21 protein-coding genes are annotated in these 21,027 nt (G+C 74.0%); 5 read left to right on the top strand and 16 right to left on the bottom strand.

Annotated elements, in window-relative coordinates; genetic code table 11:
• Positions 1–79: 79 nt before the first annotated feature.
• Both IEV86_RS11300 and IEV86_RS11295 read right to left on the bottom strand, forming a co-directional pair.
• Entirely contained in the window at positions 80–889 is an 810-nt protein-coding gene (locus tag IEV86_RS11300) for a hypothetical protein (protein ID WP_188484671.1), read from the bottom strand.
• Between the two features lie 211 nt (positions 890–1,100).
• Positions 1,101–1,910: an IclR family transcriptional regulator gene (locus tag IEV86_RS11295; RefSeq protein WP_052426552.1), complete on the bottom strand. Its 810-nt coding sequence runs from the start codon at positions 1,908–1,910 to the stop codon at positions 1,101–1,103.
• Between the two features lie 99 nt (positions 1,911–2,009).
• Here IEV86_RS11295 and IEV86_RS11290 point away from each other — a divergent pair, with 99 nt between their 5' ends.
• Entirely contained in the window at positions 2,010–2,819 is an 810-nt protein-coding gene (locus tag IEV86_RS11290) for an alpha/beta fold hydrolase (protein ID WP_043610052.1), read from the top strand.
• A gap of 44 nt (positions 2,820–2,863) precedes the next feature.
• On the opposite strand, the gene IEV86_RS11285 is transcribed toward IEV86_RS11290, so the two are convergent.
• Positions 2,864–3,871: a 2-hydroxyacid dehydrogenase gene (locus tag IEV86_RS11285; RefSeq protein WP_043610045.1), complete on the bottom strand. Its 1,008-nt coding sequence runs from the start codon at positions 3,869–3,871 to the stop codon at positions 2,864–2,866.
• Between the two features lie 188 nt (positions 3,872–4,059).
• Between IEV86_RS11285 and IEV86_RS11280 the strand changes: the two genes are divergently transcribed.
• The 3 genes from IEV86_RS11280 to IEV86_RS11270 all read left to right on the top strand — a co-directional run bounded on the left by IEV86_RS11280 (position 4,060) and on the right by IEV86_RS11270 (position 7,257).
• Entirely contained in the window at positions 4,060–5,382 is a 1,323-nt protein-coding gene (locus tag IEV86_RS11280) for an L-fuconate dehydratase (RefSeq protein WP_043610043.1), read from the top strand.
• Between the two features lie 48 nt (positions 5,383–5,430).
• Positions 5,431–6,135: a FadR/GntR family transcriptional regulator gene (locus tag IEV86_RS11275; protein WP_188484670.1), complete on the top strand. Its 705-nt coding sequence runs from the start codon at positions 5,431–5,433 to the stop codon at positions 6,133–6,135.
• Positions 6,136–6,246: 111 nt separating this feature from the next.
• On the top strand, positions 6,247–7,257 hold the full coding sequence (locus IEV86_RS11270) for a cold-shock protein (protein WP_188484669.1): 1,011 nt from the start codon (positions 6,247–6,249) through the stop codon (positions 7,255–7,257).
• A 57-nt stretch (positions 7,258–7,314) separates the two neighbouring features.
• Here IEV86_RS11270 and IEV86_RS11265 read toward each other — a convergent pair whose 3' ends face one another.
• The 3 genes from IEV86_RS11265 to IEV86_RS11255 form a co-directional block, all read right to left on the bottom strand.
• Positions 7,315–7,635, bottom strand: a complete 321-nt coding sequence (locus IEV86_RS11265; RefSeq protein ID WP_043607585.1) for a hypothetical protein — start codon at positions 7,633–7,635, stop codon at positions 7,315–7,317.
• A 5-nt stretch (positions 7,636–7,640) separates the two neighbouring features.
• Positions 7,641–9,023 carry a hypothetical protein gene (locus IEV86_RS11260; protein WP_043607583.1) on the bottom strand — a complete coding sequence of 461 codons (1,383 nt, stop codon included), beginning with the start codon at positions 9,021–9,023 and terminating at the stop codon, positions 7,641–7,643.
• Positions 9,024–9,129: 106 nt separating this feature from the next.
• The gene (locus IEV86_RS11255; RefSeq protein ID WP_188484668.1) at positions 9,130–10,569 is read right to left on the bottom strand and encodes a hypothetical protein; all 1,440 of its coding nucleotides are present in this window, start codon (positions 10,567–10,569) and stop codon (positions 9,130–9,132) included.
• 229 nt (positions 10,570–10,798) lie between these two features.
• Between IEV86_RS11255 and IEV86_RS11250 the strand changes: the two genes are divergently transcribed.
• Positions 10,799–11,596, top strand: coding sequence for an alpha/beta fold hydrolase (locus tag IEV86_RS11250; RefSeq protein WP_043607580.1), 798 nt, complete (start codon positions 10,799–10,801; stop codon positions 11,594–11,596).
• A 61-nt stretch (positions 11,597–11,657) separates the two neighbouring features.
• Here IEV86_RS11250 and IEV86_RS11245 read toward each other — a convergent pair whose 3' ends face one another.
• From IEV86_RS11245 to IEV86_RS11200, 10 genes are all read right to left on the bottom strand, one after another.
• The gene (locus IEV86_RS11245; RefSeq protein WP_043607579.1) at positions 11,658–12,275 is read right to left on the bottom strand and encodes a dihydrofolate reductase family protein; all 618 of its coding nucleotides are present in this window, start codon (positions 12,273–12,275) and stop codon (positions 11,658–11,660) included.
• 86 nt (positions 12,276–12,361) lie between these two features.
• Positions 12,362–13,117 (bottom strand): glucose 1-dehydrogenase, encoded by a 756-nt coding sequence (locus tag IEV86_RS11240; RefSeq protein ID WP_043607578.1) that lies wholly within the window; start codon positions 13,115–13,117, stop codon positions 12,362–12,364.
• Positions 13,114–14,160, bottom strand: a complete 1,047-nt coding sequence (locus IEV86_RS11235; protein WP_052426305.1) for a zinc-dependent alcohol dehydrogenase — start codon at positions 14,158–14,160, stop codon at positions 13,114–13,116. The genes IEV86_RS11240 and IEV86_RS11235 overlap by 4 nt, the downstream gene beginning before the upstream one ends.
• Positions 14,157–15,206 (bottom strand): C-terminal binding protein, encoded by a 1,050-nt coding sequence (locus IEV86_RS11230; protein WP_081978791.1) that lies wholly within the window; start codon positions 15,204–15,206, stop codon positions 14,157–14,159. Before IEV86_RS11230 ends, IEV86_RS11235 begins: the two co-directional genes overlap by 4 nt.
• Positions 15,206–15,997: an SDR family oxidoreductase gene (locus tag IEV86_RS11225; protein ID WP_052426304.1), complete on the bottom strand. Its 792-nt coding sequence runs from the start codon at positions 15,995–15,997 to the stop codon at positions 15,206–15,208. The genes IEV86_RS11230 and IEV86_RS11225 overlap by 1 nt, the downstream gene beginning before the upstream one ends.
• A gap of 74 nt (positions 15,998–16,071) precedes the next feature.
• Complete coding sequence (locus IEV86_RS11220; protein ID WP_081978790.1) at positions 16,072–16,890, bottom strand: IclR family transcriptional regulator; 819 nt, start codon at positions 16,888–16,890, stop codon at positions 16,072–16,074.
• A 26-nt stretch (positions 16,891–16,916) separates the two neighbouring features.
• Complete coding sequence (gene kduI, locus IEV86_RS11215) at positions 16,917–17,756, bottom strand: 5-dehydro-4-deoxy-D-glucuronate isomerase (protein ID WP_043607577.1); 840 nt, start codon at positions 17,754–17,756, stop codon at positions 16,917–16,919.
• A 90-nt stretch (positions 17,757–17,846) separates the two neighbouring features.
• Entirely contained in the window at positions 17,847–19,157 is a 1,311-nt protein-coding gene (locus IEV86_RS11210) for a TRAP transporter large permease (RefSeq protein WP_043607576.1), read from the bottom strand.
• 10 nt (positions 19,158–19,167) lie between these two features.
• Positions 19,168–19,674 (bottom strand): TRAP transporter small permease, encoded by a 507-nt coding sequence (locus IEV86_RS11205; protein WP_043607574.1) that lies wholly within the window; start codon positions 19,672–19,674, stop codon positions 19,168–19,170.
• Positions 19,675–19,705: 31 nt separating this feature from the next.
• Positions 19,706–20,761 carry a TRAP transporter substrate-binding protein gene (locus IEV86_RS11200; protein ID WP_043607572.1) on the bottom strand — a complete coding sequence of 352 codons (1,056 nt, stop codon included), beginning with the start codon at positions 20,759–20,761 and terminating at the stop codon, positions 19,706–19,708.
• Positions 20,762–21,027 lie beyond the last annotated feature (266 nt).

Below are 21,027 nucleotides of genomic sequence, written 5' to 3'. Positions count from 1 at the left end.
TCGCTAGACGGAATGCACGTGTCGTTGGGCGAAACCATGGTGGCATGCCGACGCGACGCCGGGCAAGGGCCCCCGGGCGTCAGGCGGCGGAGGCGCCCAGGCGCAGCTCGCCGAGCACGTCGTCCGCGAGGACGTCGGCCAGGAGGTCGGCGACCGCCAGGCCGTGCAGGGCCGGCAGGGCTGCGCGCAGGAGGACCGGGTCGGCGTCGGGCTCGGCCTCGAGCGCCGCAGCCGTGACGTCGACGACCGTCAGGAGCTGGGCCCGCAGGCGCCCCGTCGCGTGCGCGGCCCACGCGGCCGCGTGCATCGCGCGCGCCCACGCGCCCGCCGGCCACCGGACCTCCGCGAGCGCGTCGAGCGGCACGGGTACGGCGGGCACCGGCACCCGCACGGCCGCGCCGGCCGCGCTCACGCGCTCCCACGCGCTGCGCAGGACGACGGAGTGCTCCTCCCCCAGGCCGGGCCGCAGCCACGCCGCGACCACCGCGCCCGCGGCGGCCGCGGCGGGTGCGGGGACGTCCCCGACCCCGAGCACCGGCCGGACCGGGGCGTCGGGCCACCGCGCGGCCTCGCGGACCACCAGTCGCGCCACATCCCGCGCACCGCCCAGCCCGCTGCGCGCCAACGCGGTCGCGGACGGCAGCCGGCCGAGCGTCGCGGCGAGCCCGACGTCCGCGGTCGAGGGGACGGCGTCGTCGGCGGCCTCGGCGGCGTCCCACGCACGCTCCGCGGCGCCCGGGTCGACGTCGAGCGCGTGCAGGCCGAGACGGACGGCGGCGTCGTCGGCCAGACGGAAGACGCCCGCGAGCGTGCGGAGCACCTCCGCGCCACCGGGCCGGCAGGCCGCGTCGGTCGCGAGGACCGTCGGCGAGGACAGCGTGTACGGCATGTCGGGCTCCTCCCGGTCTGCCTCCCGAGGCTAACCGGGCAGAGCGGGACGTTCGCGGCGGATCACCCGCACGGACCAACGGGTGCCCTCACGCACGCCGACCCGCCCGCCGCCCCGCGCGGGGCGGGCGAGGCCGGGCGACGTCTCAGGCGGGCCCGGGTCGACGTCGCCCGACGTCGCCCGCCGTCACCTGCCCAGCCGGGCGGCCACGTCACTCCGGCAGCGTGATCCCGTTCGGCAGCAGCGGGGGCAGCACGCGTCGCATCTCGGCGTGCAGCGCGGCGAGGCGCTCGGGGGTCATCCGCTCGGCGGGTGCGGTGACGCTGACCGCGGCGATCGCCGACCCGGACCGCAGGAGCGGCACCGCGACGCAGCTGATGCCGACCTCGTTCTCCTGCTCCTCGGTCGCGTACCCCGTCTCGCGTGCGCGCTCCAGCACCGACCACACGCGGTCGGCGTCGACGGGCCGCTCGGCCTCCGCGGCCCGCACGTAGCCCGCGAGCATCGCGCGGTCCGTGCCCCGGTGCGCGAGCAGTGCGCGCCCGAGCGCCGTCGTGACCGCCGGGCTGCGCCGGCCGATCGCCGACCACACGCGCACCGACCGCTCGGGCTCGACCTTGTCGAGGTAGACCACGTGGCTCCCGCTCAGAACGCCGAGGTGCACGAGCTCGTCGGCGGTCGCGCACAGCGCGACGAGCGCGGGGTGCAGCAGGACGGGCAGGTTCTCCTCGCCGAGGAAGTCGTCGGCCAGCCGCGTCGCGGACGCCCCCAGGAGGTACGCCCCCGTCGTCGGGTCCTGCGCGACGAAGCCCCGGTAGCGCAGCGCCGAGAGCACGCGGTGCAGGGTCGCCTTGTTCAGGCCGAGGGTCGAGGCGAGCTCGGCGAGCCCCGTGCCGTGCGGGCCGGCGGGCGCGAGCGCCTGGAGCACGAGGAGCGCGCGGTCGACCGCCTCGACGGGCGAGCCCGAGGGGCCCGCCGTCGTCTGCCCGGCCGCCGTCCCGGCCGTCGTCCGCTCCGTCACGGCGCCCAGCGTAGGCACTCGGGCCGTCGTCGTACGGTCCCCGGCGCCTGCGCCATCCAGCGCGACCCGGCGCGACCCCCGCGGCTAGGGTCGGTGCCCGTGAGCAGCACCGCGCGCGCCGTCAGCACGACCACCGTCGGGGAGTCCGGCGCCCGGGTGGTCTTCCTGCACGGGCTCTTCGGGCAGGGGAAGAACTTCACGCAGATCGCCAAGGCGCTCGAGCCCGACGCGCGGTCCCTCCTGGTCGACCTGCCCAACCACGGCCGCTCCACGTGGACCGACCGCTTCGACTACGCCGAGATCGCCGACCTCGTGGCGGACGAGCTCCGGACGGGGTTCGCGGCCGACGGGCCCGTGCACGTCGTCGGGCACTCGATGGGCGGCAAGGTCGCGATGGTGCTCGCGCTGCGCCACCCGGACCTCGTGGACCGGCTCGTCGTGGCCGACATCGCCCCGGCGTCCGGCGGCTCGCTGGGCGAGTTCGCGTACCTCCTGGACAGCCTCGCGGCGATCGACCTGGCGTCGCTCGGGCGGCGGCGCGGCGAGGCCGACGAGCGCCTCGCGGAGCGCGTCGACGACGCCCGCGTGCGCGGCTTCCTGCTGCAGAACCTGCGCGCCCACGGCGACACGTTCCGTTGGCGGGCGAACCTCGACCTCCTGCGACGCGAGCTGCCCGCGATCGGCGGCTTCCCCGACGTCGGCGACGCGACCTTCGACCACCCCGTGCTGTGGGTCGCGGGCGACCGGTCCGACTACATCCGCCCGGACGAGCACGGCCCCGTCATGCGCCGGCTCTTCCCGCGCACGACCCTCGTGACCGTCAAGGGCGCCGGCCACTGGGTGCACTCGGAGCAGCCCGAGGCGTTCGTGTCCGCGCTGCGCACGTTCCTCGGCCTCGACCGGGCGTAGGCCCCCGACCCGCCGGCGAGGCGCGCGCCCCGGAGACCGTCAGGTCACCCTCGACGCCGGTCCCACGCCCCCGGGTTGAGCACGTGCTCGGGACGACGACCGTGCGCGACGTCGAGGAGGGCCTGCACCACGTCGGCGGACACCTCGCGCGTGAAGTCCGCCGTCCAGCACAGCGCGTGGGGCGTCACGACGACGTCCGGCATGGTCAGCAGCGGGTCGTCGGCCGCGGGCGGCTCGGGGTCCAGGACGTCGAGCGCGGCGCCCGCGAGCCGTCCCTCGGCCAGCGCCGCGGTGAGCGCCACCTGGTCGACGACGCCGCCGCGCGCGACGTTCACCAGGTGCGCGGTGGGCCGCATCGCGGCGAGGAACGCCTCGTCGACGAGGTGGTGCGACGACGGCGTGAGCGCGGCCGTGACGACGACGTAGTCGGACTCCGCGGCGAGGCGCTCGGTCGGCACCATCACGACGCCGAGCTCGGCCGCGCGCGGCGACGTCCCCGACCGGTTGCTCGCGACGACGCGCACGCCGAGCGGCAGGAGCAGCTCGGCGAGCTCGGCGCCGACCGCGCCGAAGCCGAGGATGCCCACGGTCCGTCCGACGACGCCGGCGCCGCGGTACCGGCCGCGGTCGGCCCACCGCCCCTCGACGGCGGCGCGGTGGTTCTCGGCGAGGCGGTGCGCCTGCGCGAGGAGCAGCGTGAGGGCCGCGACGGCGAGCGGCCGCCGCACCGCCGTCGGCGTGTTCGTGACGACGACGCCCTCGGCCGCCAGGCCGTCGAGGTCGATCCCGTCGTACCCGGCGCCGAACCGCGCGACGTGCCGCAGGCGGGGGGCGGCCGCCACGAGCTCGCGCGGGAAGTGCAGGTGGCCGACCGCGAGCACGGCGTCGTAGCGCGCGACGAGCTCGACGGGCGGGACGTCGCCGTCGACGGCGGGCATGAGCTCCCACTCGAGCCCGGCGTCGACGAGGCGGTGCAGACCGATGTCGCCGAACAGGAGCGACCCGTCGGGGCGCCTCAGCTCGGACGTGACGCCGATGCGGTACCCAGCCATGCTCGTTCTCCATTCGTCGGATCTCTGGGCACCCTATCGCTCCTACGTGACCGGCTGTTCGCGGACGGGTGCCAGGATTCATCAGATGATTGCTACGGTGGTGCCGCCCACCGCAGACACATCACCCACCCGTGCCCACCCGTGCCCACCAGCCCGTCCGTGCCCACCAGCCCGTCCGAGGAGGACGCATGAGGATCACCCACGTCGAGGTCGAGGACGTCCGCTTCCCCACCTCGCTGACCGCCGACGGCTCCGACGCGATGAACAAGGACGGCGACTACTCGGCCGCCTACGTCGTCCTGCACACGGACGGCACCGCAGCCGACGGCACGCCGCTGGCCGGCCACGGGCTCACCTTCACGACCGGCCGCGGCAACGACATCGTGGGCGTCGCGGCGCGTCAGCAGGCCGCGCTGCTGGTCGGGATGGACGTCGAGGAGATGGCGGCCGACATGGGCGCGGTCTACCGGCACCTGACGTCCGACGCGCAGATGCGCTGGCTCGGCCCCGAGAAGGGTGTCGTCCACCTCTCGCTCTCGGCCGTGATGAACGCGGCGTGGGACCTCGCGGGCCGGCTCGCGGGCAAGCCGGTGTGGCGCCTGCTGGCCGACATGACGCCCGAGCAGCTCGTCGACGTCGCGGACCTGCGCTACCTGTCCGACGCCCTGACGCGCGACGAGGCGATCGCGATCCTGCGCGCGCAGGAGGACGGCAAGGCGGCGCGCGTCGCCGAGCTCGAGGCGACGGGCTACCCCTGCTACACGACGTCGGCCGGTTGGCTCGGGTACAGCGACGAGAAGCTGCGCCGCCTGTGCCAGGAGGCGGTCGACCAGGGCTACCGCCACATCAAGCTCAAGGTCGGCGCGGACCTCGAGGAGGACGTCCGCCGCTGCGGGATCGCGCGCGAGGTCATCGGGCCGGACCGCGTGCTCATGATCGACGCCAACCAGGTGTGGGACGTGGACCAGGCGATCGAGTGGACCACCGCACTCGCTCGCTTCGACCTGCTGTGGATCGAGGAGCCGACGAGCCCCGACGACGTGCTGGGCCACGCCGCGATCAAGAAGGGTGTCGCGCCCGTCGGCGTCGCGACGGGCGAGCACTGCCACAACCGCGTGATGTTCAAGCAGTTCATGCAGGCCGGCGCGCTCGACTTCTGCCAGCTCGACGCGGGTCGCCTCGGCAGCCTCAACGAGATCGTCGCCGTCCTGCTGCTCGCCGCGAAGTTCGGCGTCCCCGTGTGCCCGCACGCGGGCGGCGTGGGCCTGTGCGAGATGGTCCAGCACGTGTCGATGCTCGACTTCGTCGCCGTCTCGGGCACGCGCGAGGGACGCGTCACCGAGTTCGTCGACCACCTGCACGAGCACTTCACGGACCCCTGCGTCGTGCGCGACGCCGCCTACGTGGTCCCGAGCCGCCCGGGGTACTCGACCCAGATGCACCCGGAGTCGGTCGCCGAGTTCCGCTTCCCGGACGGCGCGTACTGGTCCGCACGCCTCGCGCGGGCCTGAGCGGTGGGTGCGACGGGCGGCGCGAGGGCCGTGCCGGATACTCCTGCCATGTCACGGACCGACCGCGTCGTCGACGGCATCACGCGGATGATCCTCGACGGCGAGCTGCGCGCCGGGGACCGGCTGCCCGTCGAGAAGGACCTCGCGGCGGCCCTCGACGTCTCGCGGGGCTCGCTGCGCGAGGGGGTCCGCGCGCTCGAGGCGCTCGGCGTCCTCGAGGCGAGGCAGGGCGCGGGGACGTACGTGACGAGTCTCGACCCGAGCCTGCTCGTCGGACCGCTCGGCATGGTCGTCGAGCTCCAGGCCGCGGGCCACGCGCTGCCCGTGCACGAGGTGCGGCGCACGCTCGAGACCGAGGCGGCGGGCCTCGCGGCGCGACGGGCCGACGACCACGCGGCGTCGTCGGCGCTCGCCGCCGCGCGCGCCGCGCTCGACGACGCCGCGGGCGTCCTCGCGTCCGGCGACGTCGACCACGAGCGCCTGCTCGAGGCGGACATCGCGTTCCACCGGGCCCTGGCGGACGCGGCGGGGAACCCCGTCCTCGCCGCGCTCGTCGAGGCCCTCGCCGGCCGCACCGCGCGCCACCGCCTGTGGCGGGGCCTGACCGACGACGGCGCCGACGCCCGGACCCAGCGCGAGCACGAGGCGGTCCTGGACGCGGTCGTCGCGGGCGACGTCGAGCGGGCCCGCGTCCGGATGGCGGCGCACCTGCTCGAGGTCGAGGACTTCCTGCGCCGGTCCGACGACGCCTGAGCGGACGCGCCCGACCCGTCGCACCCGAGCCGCCCGCGCCTCGGGTGCCACCGCCCGGCCGAGTCAGGGACACTGGACCCGACCGACCGCATCACCGACGAGGAGCTCACCGTGCCCCAGGCGACCGTCCGCTGGTTCGACGCCGACCGAGGGTTCGGCTTCCTCGCCCTCGAGGAGGGCGAGGAGGACCTGTTCGTGCACGCGTCCGAGATCGTCAGCCGCGACGGGACGCGCGTGCTCCGCGAGGGGCAGGTCGTCGAGTTCGAGCTGGGCGAGGGCGACCGCGGGCCGCAGGCGCGCCGCGTCCGGGTCACGGGCGACGGCGCCGCCGGTGGGACCGTGGGCGTGCTCGGCACGGTCACCTGGTACGAGCCGGGCAAGGGGTACGGCTTCGTCACGCCCGACGACGGCGGCGCCGAGATCTTCGTGCACAGCTCGGCCATCGTGGGCGGTGGCGTGATCACCGACGGGCAGCGCGTCGCGTTCCTCGTGGTCGACGGCGAGAAGGGCCCGCAGGCCGATCACCTGCTGCCGCTCGGCCCCGAGGCGGGCCGGGCGGGCCAGGCGGGCCAGGCGGGCCACGGCGGCCAGAAGGGTCGCCACGGCGCCGCACCCGACGGCGCCGACGGCACCGTGACCTGGTACGACACCGAGAAGGGCTTCGGGTTCGTCGCCCCGGACGCCGGCGGCGAGGACGTCTTCGTCCACGCCAAGGCGCTCGCCGGTGGACTGAGGGAGCTCGCCGAGGGCGACCGCGTCACGTACGGCGTCACGGCCGGCGACCGGGGGCCGCAGGGCCGCGACGTGCGGCTCGTGGGCGGCTCGGGGTCGCGCGGCGGGTTCGGCTCCGCGCCGCGCGGCGCGTCTGCGGGCGCACCCCGCGGCCGGTCCGGGCACGCGGCGCCGTCCCGCACGCCCGTGCGCGGCGGCGAGGGCGTCGTCGCGCGCTACGACGCGGACCGCGGGTTCGGCTTCATCACGCCCGACGCCGGCGGCGACGACCTGTTCGTGCACGTGTCGGTCGTGCGGGGCTCCGACGTGCTGCAGGAGGGCGACCGGGTCCGGTACGCGGTTCGTCAGGGCGAGCGGGGGCCGCAGGCCGACCGCGTCGAGCTGCTCTGAGCCCCGCCGCCGGGCGCCCGCACGGCCCGGCCCCGGCGCACCCCTGCCCGCGCGCCGTCAGCTGGCCCCCGGGCGGCACGCGGCGAGGCAGTCGTTGTAGCGGTCGGACGCGAGCTGGTACGCGTCACCGGCGTTGTTCGACTTGTCGCGCGCGGTGTCGACCTTGGCGACCGCGATCGCGAGCGCCGTGACGGCCGCGGCGCACGCGGCTCCCGTGAACCCGAACCCGCCGAGGGTCCAGATCGCGACGCCGCAGCTCACCGCCATCGCGGCATCGGCCGCGAGGGCCAGGTTCCTCGCCTCCTCCCAGTCGTCGTAGGCGTTCCGCCACGCCTGGAACTTGTCGTCCTTCCGGTTCAGCTCTGTCGTGCACGGCATGGTGATCAGTCCGTTCGCACAGGTGGGGTGAAGAACATGCTCATCCCGTCGGGACGGAGCAGGGAGTGGTGGCGCAGGCGTGCCGTCACGTCGTCGTACCAGCTCTGCCTGGCCAGGTCCGTCAGGTCGACGCGGTCCACGTCGAGCCCGACGGTCGGCTCCCAGGGCGCCGAGCGGCGCACGAATCCGGTGAGCCGGGTGAACGCGCCGTCCTGGAGCCCGTTGTTGAGCAGGCTGAACATGTGCGCGCGCACGCGCACCGACGTGCCCGTGGCCAGGTCGACGACGTCGCAGAACGTCGAGAACTTGGGCGGGGCGGGGTCGTCCGCGATCGCGAGCCCGTCGACGACGCCCTCGACCGTCACCATGTCGCCCTCGGCGCCCGTGCCGTCGAGGAGCTCCTGGGCCGTGACCGGCTGCCCCTCGGGGACCTGCGACGCGATGGTGCGCGTGTCGGTCCGGCGGCGCTCGTTCGAGTACCACCGGCCGGCGTCGGGCCCGAGCAGCCCGACCTGGACGGTCCACGTGTACGCCAGCACGAGGTGCAGGCGCTCGACGAGCTCGACCACGTCCAGCGCGGAGCGGTGCTCGGCGAGCGACCCCTGCGGGCTCGGACGCTGGTGCAGCAGACCGAGGTAGGCGCCGACGACCATGGCCGCGACGGGTGCGCGCGAGGCGATGCGCGAGCCGAGCGCGACCGCCAGGTCGGCGAACGCGTCCCGGTCGTCCTCGGTGTCGAGGTGGGCGAACAGCGCACCGACCGCGTCGTCGTGGAGGGTGCGCAGCGCGTCCGCCTCGTCCTGCACGACCTGGAGGTCGGCGGGCTGGTCCGGCCCCGCGGCCTGCGCGGTCGTGACGACGTACGCCTTGTGCAGCGCCGAGTCGATCGCGGCCCGTGCCGCCAGGGCCGCGGTCTGGACGCACGCGGCACCGACGACGTCGAGCTCGGCGACCGTCGCGGACCTCTCCGCGTCACGCGCGTCGAAGACCGCGTGGTTCCCCGCGAGGAGCGCGTCGACGAGCGCCTGGGCCGCGGCGGGGTCGCCGAGCTCGGTCGTCGCCTGCGCGAGCAGGGCGTCCCGGATCGCGGTCGCCTCGGGCGAGCCGTCGGCCGCGAGCGCCGCGAACACCTGCGTCAGGCCGGCGTCGCGCTCGGTGAGGTAGCGGGCGTGGTGCGCGTGCAGGACGGCTCGCGCCTCGGCGTGCTCCCGCAGGGCGGCCGCGAGCCCGGCGAGGGTCGCCGCGTGCCCGTGCAGGAGGTCCCAGCTGCGCGCCAGGAGCAGCCCCCGGAAGGCCTCCTGGGCCGCGTCGGCGGCCGCGACCTTCGCGGGAGCCGTGGACGTGAAGGGTGGTAGCAGCTCGAGCGGCAGTGCGCGCAAGCCGGTCATGGTCGCCTCCTCGGAGGTGGCTGTCGTGGGTGGGGGTCGGGCGTCGTGCTCCTTCCTTCCTTCCGGCCGGGCCCCTCTCGGGTCCTGCCTCGGGTACCGCCGGACGTCAGCCGGCGGCGAGCTGCAGCCCGACCTCGACCGCGCGGGCGAAGACGGGGGTCGTGCGCGCCTGGTAGTCGCGGATGATCGACGTCACGCGGACGGGGAGCGTCCCGCGGGCCGAGGCGCGGGTCAGCGACCGCGCGAGGCGGTCGATGATCCAGTGGTTGTGCCCGACGCGCGCGTAGCTGACCTCCCGGCGCAGCTCACCGGCGGCCGGCTCGGACAGCAGGGGGTACGCCTCGAACAGCGCACCGCCGGGTGCGAGGTCGGCGGTCGTCACGTCGGTCGCACCCGTCGTCGCGAACCACGCGTGGCCCCGTGCGTAGTCGAACGGCGACCTGCCGGTGAAGTCGGTGCAGAAGGGGCACGGGCAGTCCCAGGTGAGGGCCGGCTCGCGCGCGAGGCGGTGCGCGACCTTGCGCGTCCGGAGCTTGAGGTGCGCGGGCCGGTCGCTGTAGATGGTCCCGCCCTGCGTCGCGTCGAGGATCGGGCTCGTGGCGTCGAAGCTCAGCTCGGGCGTCCGCCGCGCCGCGAGCGCGAGCAGCGCGATCATGATCGGCGCGCCGACGCCGAGGAAGTGGAACCGCGCGGGCGGGCGGTGCGCGACCTCGTCGTAGCCCTCCCAGAAGCCGACGGCGGCCGCGACGGTCCGCGTGTAGCGCTGCGGGAGGTTCGCGCCGAGGTCGATGCGTCGGCGGTCCCGGTAGAGGTGGTCCGTGAAGTGGTCGTCGGCCATGTACGCGCCGAAGCCCATCGAGATCGAGGTCAGGCCCGCGGCGGCGAACTCCCGGCCGGCGTCCTTCGCGGTGTTGAAGGACAGGGCCGACGCGACGGGCAGGGTCGGGACGGCCGCCGGGTCGCCCCGGGCCGCGGCGGCGCGCACCGCCCGCCGCGCGACGGACCGGTTCATCCGCCGGTAGGCGCGGCGCGGTCGACGCAGGTACGCGGGCTCGACGTCGAGCCGGAGCCAGCACGCCATCGTGAGGTCCTCGACGCCGATCACGCTCGTGGGGTCGAGCGCGTCCTGGGCGAGCGCGAGGGACGCGTCGGCGGGCACCGCGTCGACCGCCGCGCGGCGCACGCGGTCGGCGAGGTCGCCGTACCGGGCGCTCAGGTCCGCCGGGAGGTCCCCGGGCCCGCGCGCGGTCCGGCCGAGCGCCCGCTCGGCGGTGCGGACCTCCTCGTGCAGCGTCCGGGCCTCGACGCCGAACTGCCGCCCGATCGGGCCCAGGAGGGCGAAGTTGCCGTTGTCGACGAGCAGGTCGAACCCGAGCCCCCGGACGAAGCGCGTCAGCTCGAGCCCCTGGCCGGTCGCGTTGCCGGGCGCGACGAGGTACCCCGCCGGGTCGCTCATCCCGCTGACCGCGGCCTGCACCGCGTCGGGCTTGAGGTTGTGCACGAACGTGACCTTCGGCATGGCGCGCGCCTCTCGAAGGAGCACCACCGATCCGGCCAGGCTATGCCTCGGTGATCACCGTGACAATGGTCGTGACCGGCCGTGCGGTACGGCTGCGACACCGCTGCGACTGCGCTGCGGCACGGCGGCGGCACCGCTGCGACTGCGCTGCGGCACGGCGGCGGCACGGCGGCGGCACCGCTGCGACTGCGCTGCGGCACGGCGGCGGCACGCCGCGACCCCCGGCCCGCGCCACGGGCCGGTACGGTCTCGGGACGTGGAGAGCTTCGTGTCCGACGACGGTGTCCGGATCGCCTACCGGGGCTGGGGTGACAGCGACGGCAGGCCCGTGCTGCTGCACCACGGCTTCGGCGCGAGCGCCGAGGTGGACTGGGTCGCGACGGGCGTCGTGGACGCCCTCGTCCGGGCAGGCCGGCGGGTCGTCGCGCTCGACGCGCGCGGCCACGGTGCGTCGGACACGCCGCACGACCCGGCCCGGTACGGCGAGGGGCGCATGGCGGCCGACGTCGTCGCACTCGTCGACCTCCTCGGGGTCCCCGCCGTGGACCTCGTCGGCTACTCGATGGGCGCCGTCGTCGCGCTGCTCACCACGGCGCGCGACCCGCGTGTGCGGCGGCTCGTCGTCGGCGGGATCGGCGCCGCGGCCGTCGAGCAGGGCGGTGTCGACACGGCGGTGCTGGACCGCGAGGCGCTGCAGCACGCCCTGCTGACCGACGACCCGAGCACCATCACGCACCCGGGCGCCGCGGGGTTCCGCGGCCTCGCCGACGCGACGGGTGCCGACCGCCGCGCGCTCGCGGCGCACGCGGCGGCCGTCCACCGCGACCCGATCCCGTTCGCCGACGTCACCGTCCCCACGCTCGTCCTCGCGGGACGCGACGACGCGCTCGCGCGGCGCCCCGACGTCCTCTCCTCGGCGCTGCCGGACGCCACCCTGCGCCTCCTCGACGGCGACCACGGCGGCGTGCTGCACGACGCCGACTTCCGCGGTGCGATCGTCGACTTCCTCAGCCGGTCCGACGACGTGGGCGCGGACGTCGGCACGACCCCCTGACCGCTCCTCGGTCACCCGCGCGCCGACGCGCCGGCACCACGCAGTCGGGCACCGTCCGGCGTCAGGCCGCGCTCATGTCCCCCGTCGCGGGCACGCCGTCGGCCAGCGCGTAGCGCAGCAGCACGGTCCCGCTCGGCCCGGCGGCGGGCGGCTCGAGCAGCTCGAGGCTCGTCGGCACCGCGCCGCCGTCGAAGACCTTCTTCCCCACGCCGAGCACGATCGGGTGGACCCACAGGTCGAGGCGGTCGAACAGCCGCTCGCGCAGCAGGGTCTGGACCAGCCCGAGGCTCCCGACGACCTTGACGTCGTCGTGGCGGTCGCGGACCTCACGCACCGCGGCCGGGAGGTCGGGTCCGAGCCGGGTCGAGCCGGCCCACGAGAGGTCGGGCGTCCCGTGCGACGCGACGTACTTGGGAACGCGGTTGAACAGCTCGGCTATCGACCCGGGGCCACCCTCCTGGTGCGGCCAGTACGCCGCGAAGATGTCGTAGGTCCGCCGCCCGAGGAGCAGCGCGTCGGTGCCCTCGTAGGCCGCGGCGATCTGCTGCCCCGCGACGTCGTCGATCAGCGGCGCCTGCCAGCCGCCGTACGGGAACCCGATCGGGTCCTCGTCGGGTCGGCCGGGCGACTGCCCGACGAGGTCGAGCGTCGCGAACAGCTCGATGCGGATCAGTCCCACGATGCTCTCCTCGCCCAGGTCGACGAACCGGTCAGGGAGGCAGACCCGCCGCGCGCGCCGAACTCATCGCGGCCGGGCCCATCGCGTCAGCGCGCGAGCCACCCGCCGTCGACCGCGACGACCTGGCCGTGCACGTACGCCGCGGCGTCGGACGCGAGGAAGACGACGACGCCGCCCATGTCCTGCGGCGTGCCCCACCGCCCGGCCGGGATCCGCACGGAGAGCTGCTCGAGCCGCACGGGGTCGGCGAGCAGCGCCTCGTTCATGTCGGTCGCCATGTAGCCGGGCGCGACGGCGTTGACGTTGACGCCCTTGCCCGCCCACTCGTTGCACAGCGCCTTGGTGAGCTGCGCGACGGCGCCCTTGCTCGCGGCGTACGCGGGCACGGTGATGCCGCCCTGGAAGGACAGGAGCGACGCGAGGTTGACCACCTTGCCCTCGCCGCGCTCGAGCATGGGCCGGCCGAAGAGCTGGCACAGCTGGAACACCGCGCGCAGGTTGACGTCGATCACGCGGTCCCACGCGTCGAGCGGGAAGTCGACCGCCGGGTGCCGGTCCTGCGTGCCCGCGTTGTTGACGAGGACGTCGACGCGGTGGTCCGCCAGGACGCGCTCGGCGGTCGCGGCGATCGCGTCGCCGTCGCCGAGGTCGAGCGCGTAGTGGCTCACGGTCCGGCCGAGGCCCGCCGCGTACGCGGTCAGCTCGTCCGGCACGGCACCGCGCGACAGCACCACGACGTCGGCGCCCGCCGCCAGCAGTGCCTCGCTGATCCCGCGGCCCAGGCCGCGCCCGCCCCCGGTGACGACGGCCGTCCGGCCCGTGAGGTCGAAGGGCGTGCTCATGCGTCGGCCTTTCCGTCGAGGGGGGTCACGAGGACCTTGAGGCAGTCCTGGCCCGACGTCGCCGCGGCGAACGCGGCCTCGACGTCGCCCAGGTCGTACGCGCGGGTCGGGAACGACCCGAGGCCGAGCGCGTCGTCGGCGAGGAGCTCGATCGCGCGGCGCACGTCGGCGGTCGTGTAGACGCGGACGCCGACCATCGTCTGCTCCTTGAAGCAGACCGCCTGGAGGTCGACCGGCGTCGGCTGCTTGTAGACGCCGACGACGACGATCCGGCCGAGCACGCGCGTCGTCGCGGTGAGCTGCGCGGCGACGCTCGGGTGCGCCGCGGAGTCGAACGTGACGTCGGCGCCCTCGCCGTCGGTCAGCGGCGCGAGCACGTCGGCCATCGACGAGCCCTCGGGCACGACGGTGAACCCCATGCCCTCGGCGACCTCGCGGCGCCACGCGCTCGGCTCGGTGACGACGACGGTGCCGGCGCCCTCGTGCCGCGCGACGAGCGCGGTGAGCACGCCGATCGGCCCCGCGCCGTGCACCGCGACGGTGTCGCCGGGCTGCATGCCGGACAGCGCGACGGCGTGCACCGCGACGGCGAGCGGCTCGGCGAGCGCGGCCGTGCGCGGGTCGACCGAGGACGGGACCTCGTGCAGGACGTCGGGCGGCAGCGCGACGTACTGCGCCATGCCGCCGGGGGCGTCGATGCCGTAGAGCTTCAGGTCGCGGCACACGTGCCCGTGCCCGTCGCGGCACGCGCGGCACGTGCCGCAGCTGATCAGCGGCTCGGCGATGACGAGCGCGCCCTCGCGCGGGCCCGAGGCGCCGGCCCGCTCGACCCAGCCGGAGATCTCGTGCCCGGGCACGAGCGGCGCCTGCGCGCGCGGGTGCCTGCCGTGCAGGATCGACAGGTCGGTCCCGCAGATCCCGTTGTAGGCGACGCGCACGAGCGCCCAGCCCTCGGGAACCTCGGGCAGGGCGACGTCGCGGACCTCGACCGCGTCGGTGCCCGTCCACACGGCGGCGCGCATGCTGCTCGTGTCGGTGCTCATCCGGCTGCTCCTGACGTGGGGGCGGGCGTGGGGGCGGGCGCGGGTGTGGGCGTGCGCACTGCGCGGACGGTCGCGTTGCGGCCGGGGGCCCCCAGCACCTCGGGGTTGACGACGTTGCGCGGCACGCGGTCGGAGCACACGTCGACCACGTTCTCGATCGTCCGGCGCTTGAGCTCGCCGTAGGACTCCTCGGTGTACCAGGCCAGGTGCGGCGTGAGCACGACCGAGTCGAACGACGTGAGCGGGTGGTCGGGTGGCAGCGGCTCCTGCTCGTGGACGTCGATCGCGGCGCCGCGGATGCGGCCCTCGCGCAGGGCGTCCACGAGCGCGGGGGTGTCGACGACGCCGCCCCGGCTCGTGTTGACGAGGATCGCGTCGGCCCGCATGAGCGCGATCTGCTCGGCGCCGACCATGCCGCGCGTCTCGTCGGTGAGCGGCGTGTGCAGCGACACGACCTGCGACCGCTCGAGGAGCTCGGTGAGCGTCACCGCGGGGAACCCGTGGAACTCGGTCCCGGGCTCGGCGAGCACGTCGTACCCGATGACCTCGTACCCGAGCCCGGCCGCCTTGCGGGCGGTCGCGGTGCCGATCAGGCCCATCCCGACGACGCCGAACACGCGCCCGCGCGTCTGGAACAGCGGGCGGACCGCGACGAGGTCGAACGAGCCCGCGCGCACGCCGCGGTCGAGCCGCGGGATGCCGCGCGCCGTCGCGAGCGCCATCGCGATCGCGTGGTCCGAGACCGCCTCGGTGCCGTAGTCCGGCACGTTGCACACCGCGATGCCGCGCTCGGTCGCCGCCGCGACGTCGACCGAGTCGACGCCCACGCCGTACCGGCCGATCGCGCGCAGGCGCGGCAGCGCGTCCATGACCTCCGCCGTGATCGACGCGTACTGGACGAGGATCCCGTCGGCGTCGGCAGCGTTCGCGACGAGCTCCTCGGGCGTCCGCGACTGCGTGAGCACGAGCTCGGCACCCACCGGGTCGACGACGCCGTGCTCGTCCTCGAACGAGTCGTGGTCGCACTCGGTGATGACGATGCGCATCAGCGGGCCAGCCAGCCGCCGTCGACGGGCAGGATCGCGCCGTGCACGTAGTCCGCGGCGCGCGAGCAGAGGAAGAGGACGGCGCCCGCGATGTCGGACGCCTCGGCCCAGCGGCCCGCGGGGATGCGGTCGAGGATCGCCTGGCTGCGCTCGGCGTCCTGGCGGAGCTGGTGCGTGTTCGCGGTCGCGACGTAGCCCGGCGCGACGGCGTTGACGTTCACGCCCTTGTCGGCCCACTCGTTGGCGAGCGCCTTGGTCAGGCCCGCGACGGCCGACTTCGACGACGTGTAGCCGGGCACGTTGATCCCGCCCTGGAAGCTCAGCATCGACGCGGTGTTGACGATCCGCCCGCTCCCCCGCTCGATCATCGTGCGGCCGACCTCGCGCGACAGGACGAACGTCGCGCGCAGGTTGACGTCGACGACGTGGTCGAAGTCCTCGTCGGAGTGCAGCGCGGCGGGCGTGCGGCGGATCGTGCCGCCGTTGTTGACGAGGATGTCGACGCCGCGGCCCGCGAGGTCGGCCGCGAGCGCGGTGACCTGCGCGCGGTCCGAGAAGTCGGCGCGCAGCGGCGTGAACGTGCGGCCGAGGCCCTCGACGACGGACCGCACCTCGCTGTCGCCCTCGGGCATGTCGTGGCTCACGCCGATCACGTCCGCGCCGGCGGAGGCGAGCGCCTCGGCGATCGCGAGGCCGATGCCCTGGCTGGCGCCCGTGACGACGGCGAGCTTGCCCTCGAGGCTGAACAGGCCCTCGACGTAGGCGGCGGGGCTGGTGGCTGCGTTGGTCATGTCGCGGTGCTCTCTGTGGTGTCGGTCGGTGCGTCGTGCGGTCGTGCGACCGGGCACCACGCGCGGGGGTCGGCTCAGCCGACGTGCCCCAGCGCCGCGGAGATCCGGTCGGCGGTGGCCACGGCGTGCGCCGCCATGGCCTCCACCTGCTCGAGCGTGTGCTCGAGGGTGATGGTCGAGATGCTCAGGCCGTACTTGATCGTCCCCGTGTGGTCGCGGATGGGTGCCGCCACGCACGCGACGCCCGGCACGTTCTCCTCGCGGTCCAGCGCGTAGCCCTTGGCGCGCACGTCGGCGATCTCGTGGCGCAGCTGCTCGAGCGACGTGATGGTGTGCTCGGTGCGGCGCGGCAGGCCCGCGCGGACGGCGAACCGGACGAGCTCGTCGTCGGAGTACCCGCTGAGAACGACCTTGCCGATGCCCGACGAGTGCATCGGGATCGACAGGCCCACGCGCGAGGGCATCTGGTACGGCTTGTCGCCGTCGGATCGGATCAGGTAGATGATCTCGTCGCCGTTGACCGCGCCGACGTGCACGGTGCAGCGGACGGCGGCGACGAGCTCGTCGACGAACGGACGCGCGATGGCCGAGATGTCGATGCGCTGCAGCGCACGCCCGGCGAGCGCGAGGATCTGCGGCCCGGGCTGGTAGCTCCCCTCGGCGGTCACCGTGACGAACCCGCGCTCGACGAGCGTCGTCAGGATCCGGTGCACGGTCGCCTTCGCGAGGCCCGTCGCCTCGACGACGTCCGTGAACCGGGCGTGCGTCAGCGCGGCCTCGAGCACGAGCAGCGTCTTCTCGCTCGCGTTCGCGGCGGCGAGCGGCGCGGCGGCCTGCAGCGGCTCGGTGCCGACGTCGCCCGGGTGGGCCCCGGGGGTTGCGGTGGTGACCATGGTCGTCGCCTTCTGTGGGGTGGGGGTCAGCGCATGTCGGCGATCGCGAAGCCGTCCATGTCGTCGAACGACTGATTCTCCCCGGCCATGGCCCACACGAAGCTGTAGCTCGCGGTGCCGACGCCGCTGTGCACGGACCAGCTCGGCGAGATGATCGCCTCCTGGTTCGCGACGAGGAGGTGGCGCGTCTCGTCGGGACGGCCCATCAGGTGCACGACGCGCGCGTCGTCGGGCAGGTCGAAGTAGAGGTACGCCTCCATGCGCCGGTCGTGCGTGTGGGCCGGCATGGTGTTCCACATGCTGCCGGGGTGCAGCGTCGTGACGCCCATGACGACCTGGCAGCTGCGCACGCCGTTCTCGTGGATGTACTGGTTGAGCGTCCGGCGGTTCGACGTGAGCGGGTCGCCGAGCTCGCGCACCGTCCCCTGACCCGCGGGCACGAGCGTCGTCGGGTACGCGGTGTGCGCGGGTGCCGAGACGCCGTAGAACCGCGCGCTGCCGTGCTCGTCGTCGGCGGCGGTCGACGCGAAGACGACCTCCTGGGCGCCGCGGCCCACGTACAGGCACGCGCCGTGGCCGAGCTCGTGCACCGTGCCGTCGACCGTGACGGTCCCGGCGCCACCCACGTTGACGATGCCGATCTCGCGGTGCTCGAGGAACACGTCGGAGCGGATCTCGGGGAACGTCGGCAGGGCGACCGGCTCGGCCGTGGGGCTCGCGCCGACGAGCACGACGCGGTCGTGGTGCGTGTAGACCGCGCGCACCTCACCGGGCACGAAGAGGTCCTGGACGAGGTACCGACGGCGGAGCTCCGCGGTGTCCATGCCGGGGATCTGCTCCGGGCTGGTGGCGTAACGCTGTTCCATCACGTGCCTCTCGGGTCTGTCGGGTACGGCGGGTGTGTCGGTGGGCGGCCCGGGCGCCGGCCCCGTGGAGGCGGGCGCCCGGGCGGCCGGCTACGGCGTGACCAGACCCAGCTGGGTCGGGAGCCACATGCTCAGGGCGGGCGTGAAGATCACCATGACCAGGACGACGAGCAGGGCCGCGAAGAACGGCAGCAGGCGCCGGGTGACGTCCTCGATCGAGATGTTCGCGACCTTGGCGCCGACGAAGAGGATCGGGCCGACCGGTGGCGTGATGGTCCCCAGCGAGAGGTTGAAGACCATCATGATCCCGAAGTGCACGGGGTGGATCCCCATGGCCATGACGATCGGCAGGAAGATCGGCGTGAAGATCAGCACCGCGGGCGTCGGGTCCATGAAGCACCCGATGACCAGCAGGATGACCGCGATGAGCAGCAGGATGACGATCGGGTTGCTGCTGATGCCGTAGATCGCGTCGGCCGCCATCTGGGGGATGCGGGCGAACGACATGACGAAGCCCATGATCGACGAGACGCCGATGAGGAACATGACGACCGCCGTCGTGCGGGTCGCGTCCATGAGCATGCGCGGGATGTCGCCGACGTTGATCGCCTTGTAGGCGAAGGCCAGCACGAGCGAGTAGATGACCGCGATGTTCGAGGCCTCGGTCGGCGTGAAGTACCCGAGGAGGATGCCGCCGATGACGACGACGATGAGCAGCAGCGCGGGGAGCGCGGCGACGACGGTCCTGACGCCCTCGGCGACGCCGATGCGCTCGCTGACCCGCATCTCGGGGCGCTTCCGCGCGTAGAGGAAGACGATGAGCATGCACGCCAGCACCCACAGCGCACCGGGGATGTAGCCGGCCACGAAGAGCGCAGCGATCGACGAGCTCGAGACGAGCGAGTAGACGATCATCAGGTTGCTCGGCGGGATGATCATCCCGGACGGGGCCGACGCGATGTTCGTCGCGGCGGCGAACGGCCGGGGGTAGCCCTCACGGGCCTGGATCGGGCCGATCGTCGAGCCGATCGCAGCGGCGGCCGCGACGCCCGAGCCGGACACGGCCCCGAAGAGCGCGTTCGCGGCGACGTTGGTCTGCGCGAGCGAGCCGGGCGCCTTGCCGACCATCACCTTGGCGGCGTTGACGAGCCGCAGGGCTATCCCGCCGTTGTTCATGATGACGCCCGCCAGCACGAAGAACGGGATCGCGAGCAGCGGGAACGAGTTGATCCCGCGGAACACCTGCTGGGCGGAGGTGAGCACGCCGTTCTCGACGCCGAGCGCCGTGAACAGGGCGACGACCGACGACAGTCCGACGGCGATGCTGATCGGCGCGCCGATCAGGAGGAGGAGCGCGATCCCGCCGAGCAGGATCAGCGCCGCGAGGCCTGCAGCTTCCATGGTCGTCGCCTCAGATCACGTCGGGCTCGGCGTCGTCCACGGCGGCGGTCTCCTCGCCGGTGAACAGCTTGAGCAGGTGGTAGACGGTGTAGAAGGCGATGAGGACGCCCGAGATCGGCAGCGCGAGGTACAGCGGGCCGACGTTGACCGGCAGGCCGGTCAGGTTCTGCTCCCACGCGAGGTCGACGACCCGCAGCCCACCCCACACGAGCGCCAGGCCCGTGAAGGTGAGGACGGCGAGCTGCACGACGACCGCGAGGGTCCGCTGGACCATGACGGGGAGCTTCTTGGCGAGCACGTCGACCGCGATGTGGCCGCGCTCGCCGAAGACGAGCGCCGCCCCGAAGAGGCCCAGCCAGATGAACAGGTACTTGGCGAGCTCCTCGGACCAGCCGCTGGGCTGGTCGAGGACCTGCCGCGCGAAGACCTGCCATGCGACGTCGACCACGAGCAGCGCGAACAGCGCGACGCAGGCCCACGTCAGCACGCGGTCGAGCGCGTTCTTGACGAGATTCACGGGAAGGACCTCTCCGGGGCGACGGTGCGGCTCACTCGGCCGCGGCGCGGACCTGGTCGTAGATGGAGCGGGTCACGTCGTTCGTCAGCTTCGACTCCGTGAGCGGCGCGATGACCTCGGCGAACGCCTCGGCGTCGACCTCGTTGAACTGCGCACCCGCGGCCTCGGCGGCGGCGATGCCCTCGGAGACCTGCTCCTTCCAGAGCTCGGCCTCGTGCACGCGGGCCTCGGCGAGGAGCTCGGTGAAGATCTCCTGGTGCTCGGCCGACATGCCCTCCCAGACGGTCGGGTTGATGATCAGGTAGTCGGGGAACATGAGGTGGCGCGTGTAGCTGTAGTACGGCGCGACCTCGGCGTGCTTGAGGTTCGAGTAGATGAGCTCGTTGTTCTCGCCGCCCTCGATGACGCCCGACTGGATCGCGGTGTAGACCTCGCCCTGACCCATCGGCGTCCCGGTGCCGCCCATCAGCGACATCATCTCGATGTTCGTGTCGGACTCGATGACGCGGATCTTCATGCCGGCCAGGTCGGCGGGCGTGGTGATCGGCTTCTCCGAGTTGTAGACCGACCGGACGCCGCCGTGGAACGCGCTGAGGACCTTGATGCCCTGGTCCTCGAGCGAGGAGTAGAGGTCGCCGACGATCTCCGGGTCGTTCGTGACCTCGCTCTGGTGCTCGGGCGAGTCGAAGACGAACGGCAGGTTGAAGACGACGAAGTCCGGGTTGAAGTTCTCCAGGAGCGGACCGCCGACGTAGGCCATCTCGATCGTGCCGGCCTGGACGAGCTCGATCGTCTCGCGCTGCGCGCCGAGGGTCTCGTTCGGGAAGACCTCGATGTCGTACGCGCCGTCGGTGGCCTCCATGAGCTTGTCGCCGAGCTCGTCGAGGACGATGTACTGCGGATGGGTCTCGGGCTGGTTGAACGCCGCCTTCATGACCACGGTGTCGGCGTTCGCCGCGGGCGCCTCGGCGCCGCCGGCGTCGCCGGTCTCCTGCGCGACCGGGGTGGTGCCGGCGCTGCACGCGGTGAGCGCGACGAGCGACGCGCCCAGCAGCGCGCTGATCGAAACAACCTTGTTCCGCCTCATGCTTGGACATCTCCTCTGCGGTTCAGGGGGCTGAACCTCGTCTGGCCGGGGCGGCGGCGCCACCTCACGGATCGGACCCAACTCCTGTGTTGCGGTCGGTCTGACCTCGGCGTCAGCAGTTGGTTCATGGAACACAGTTCCGGTGTACGGAACCGAAAGTAGCCCTCCTGGCGCCATCGGTCAACGAGACCTTGGTCCCGCCGCATCTCAGGGACGCGGGAGACACTGGCGCACAACCAGCCAGTGGAACTATGTTCCGCCTTACG

Source organism: Cellulomonas carbonis (assembly GCF_014636275.1).
GTDB classification, from domain to species: domain Bacteria; phylum Actinomycetota; class Actinomycetes; order Actinomycetales; family Cellulomonadaceae; genus Actinotalea; species Actinotalea carbonis.
This window is presented reverse-complemented; position numbering and strand designations above follow the sequence as displayed.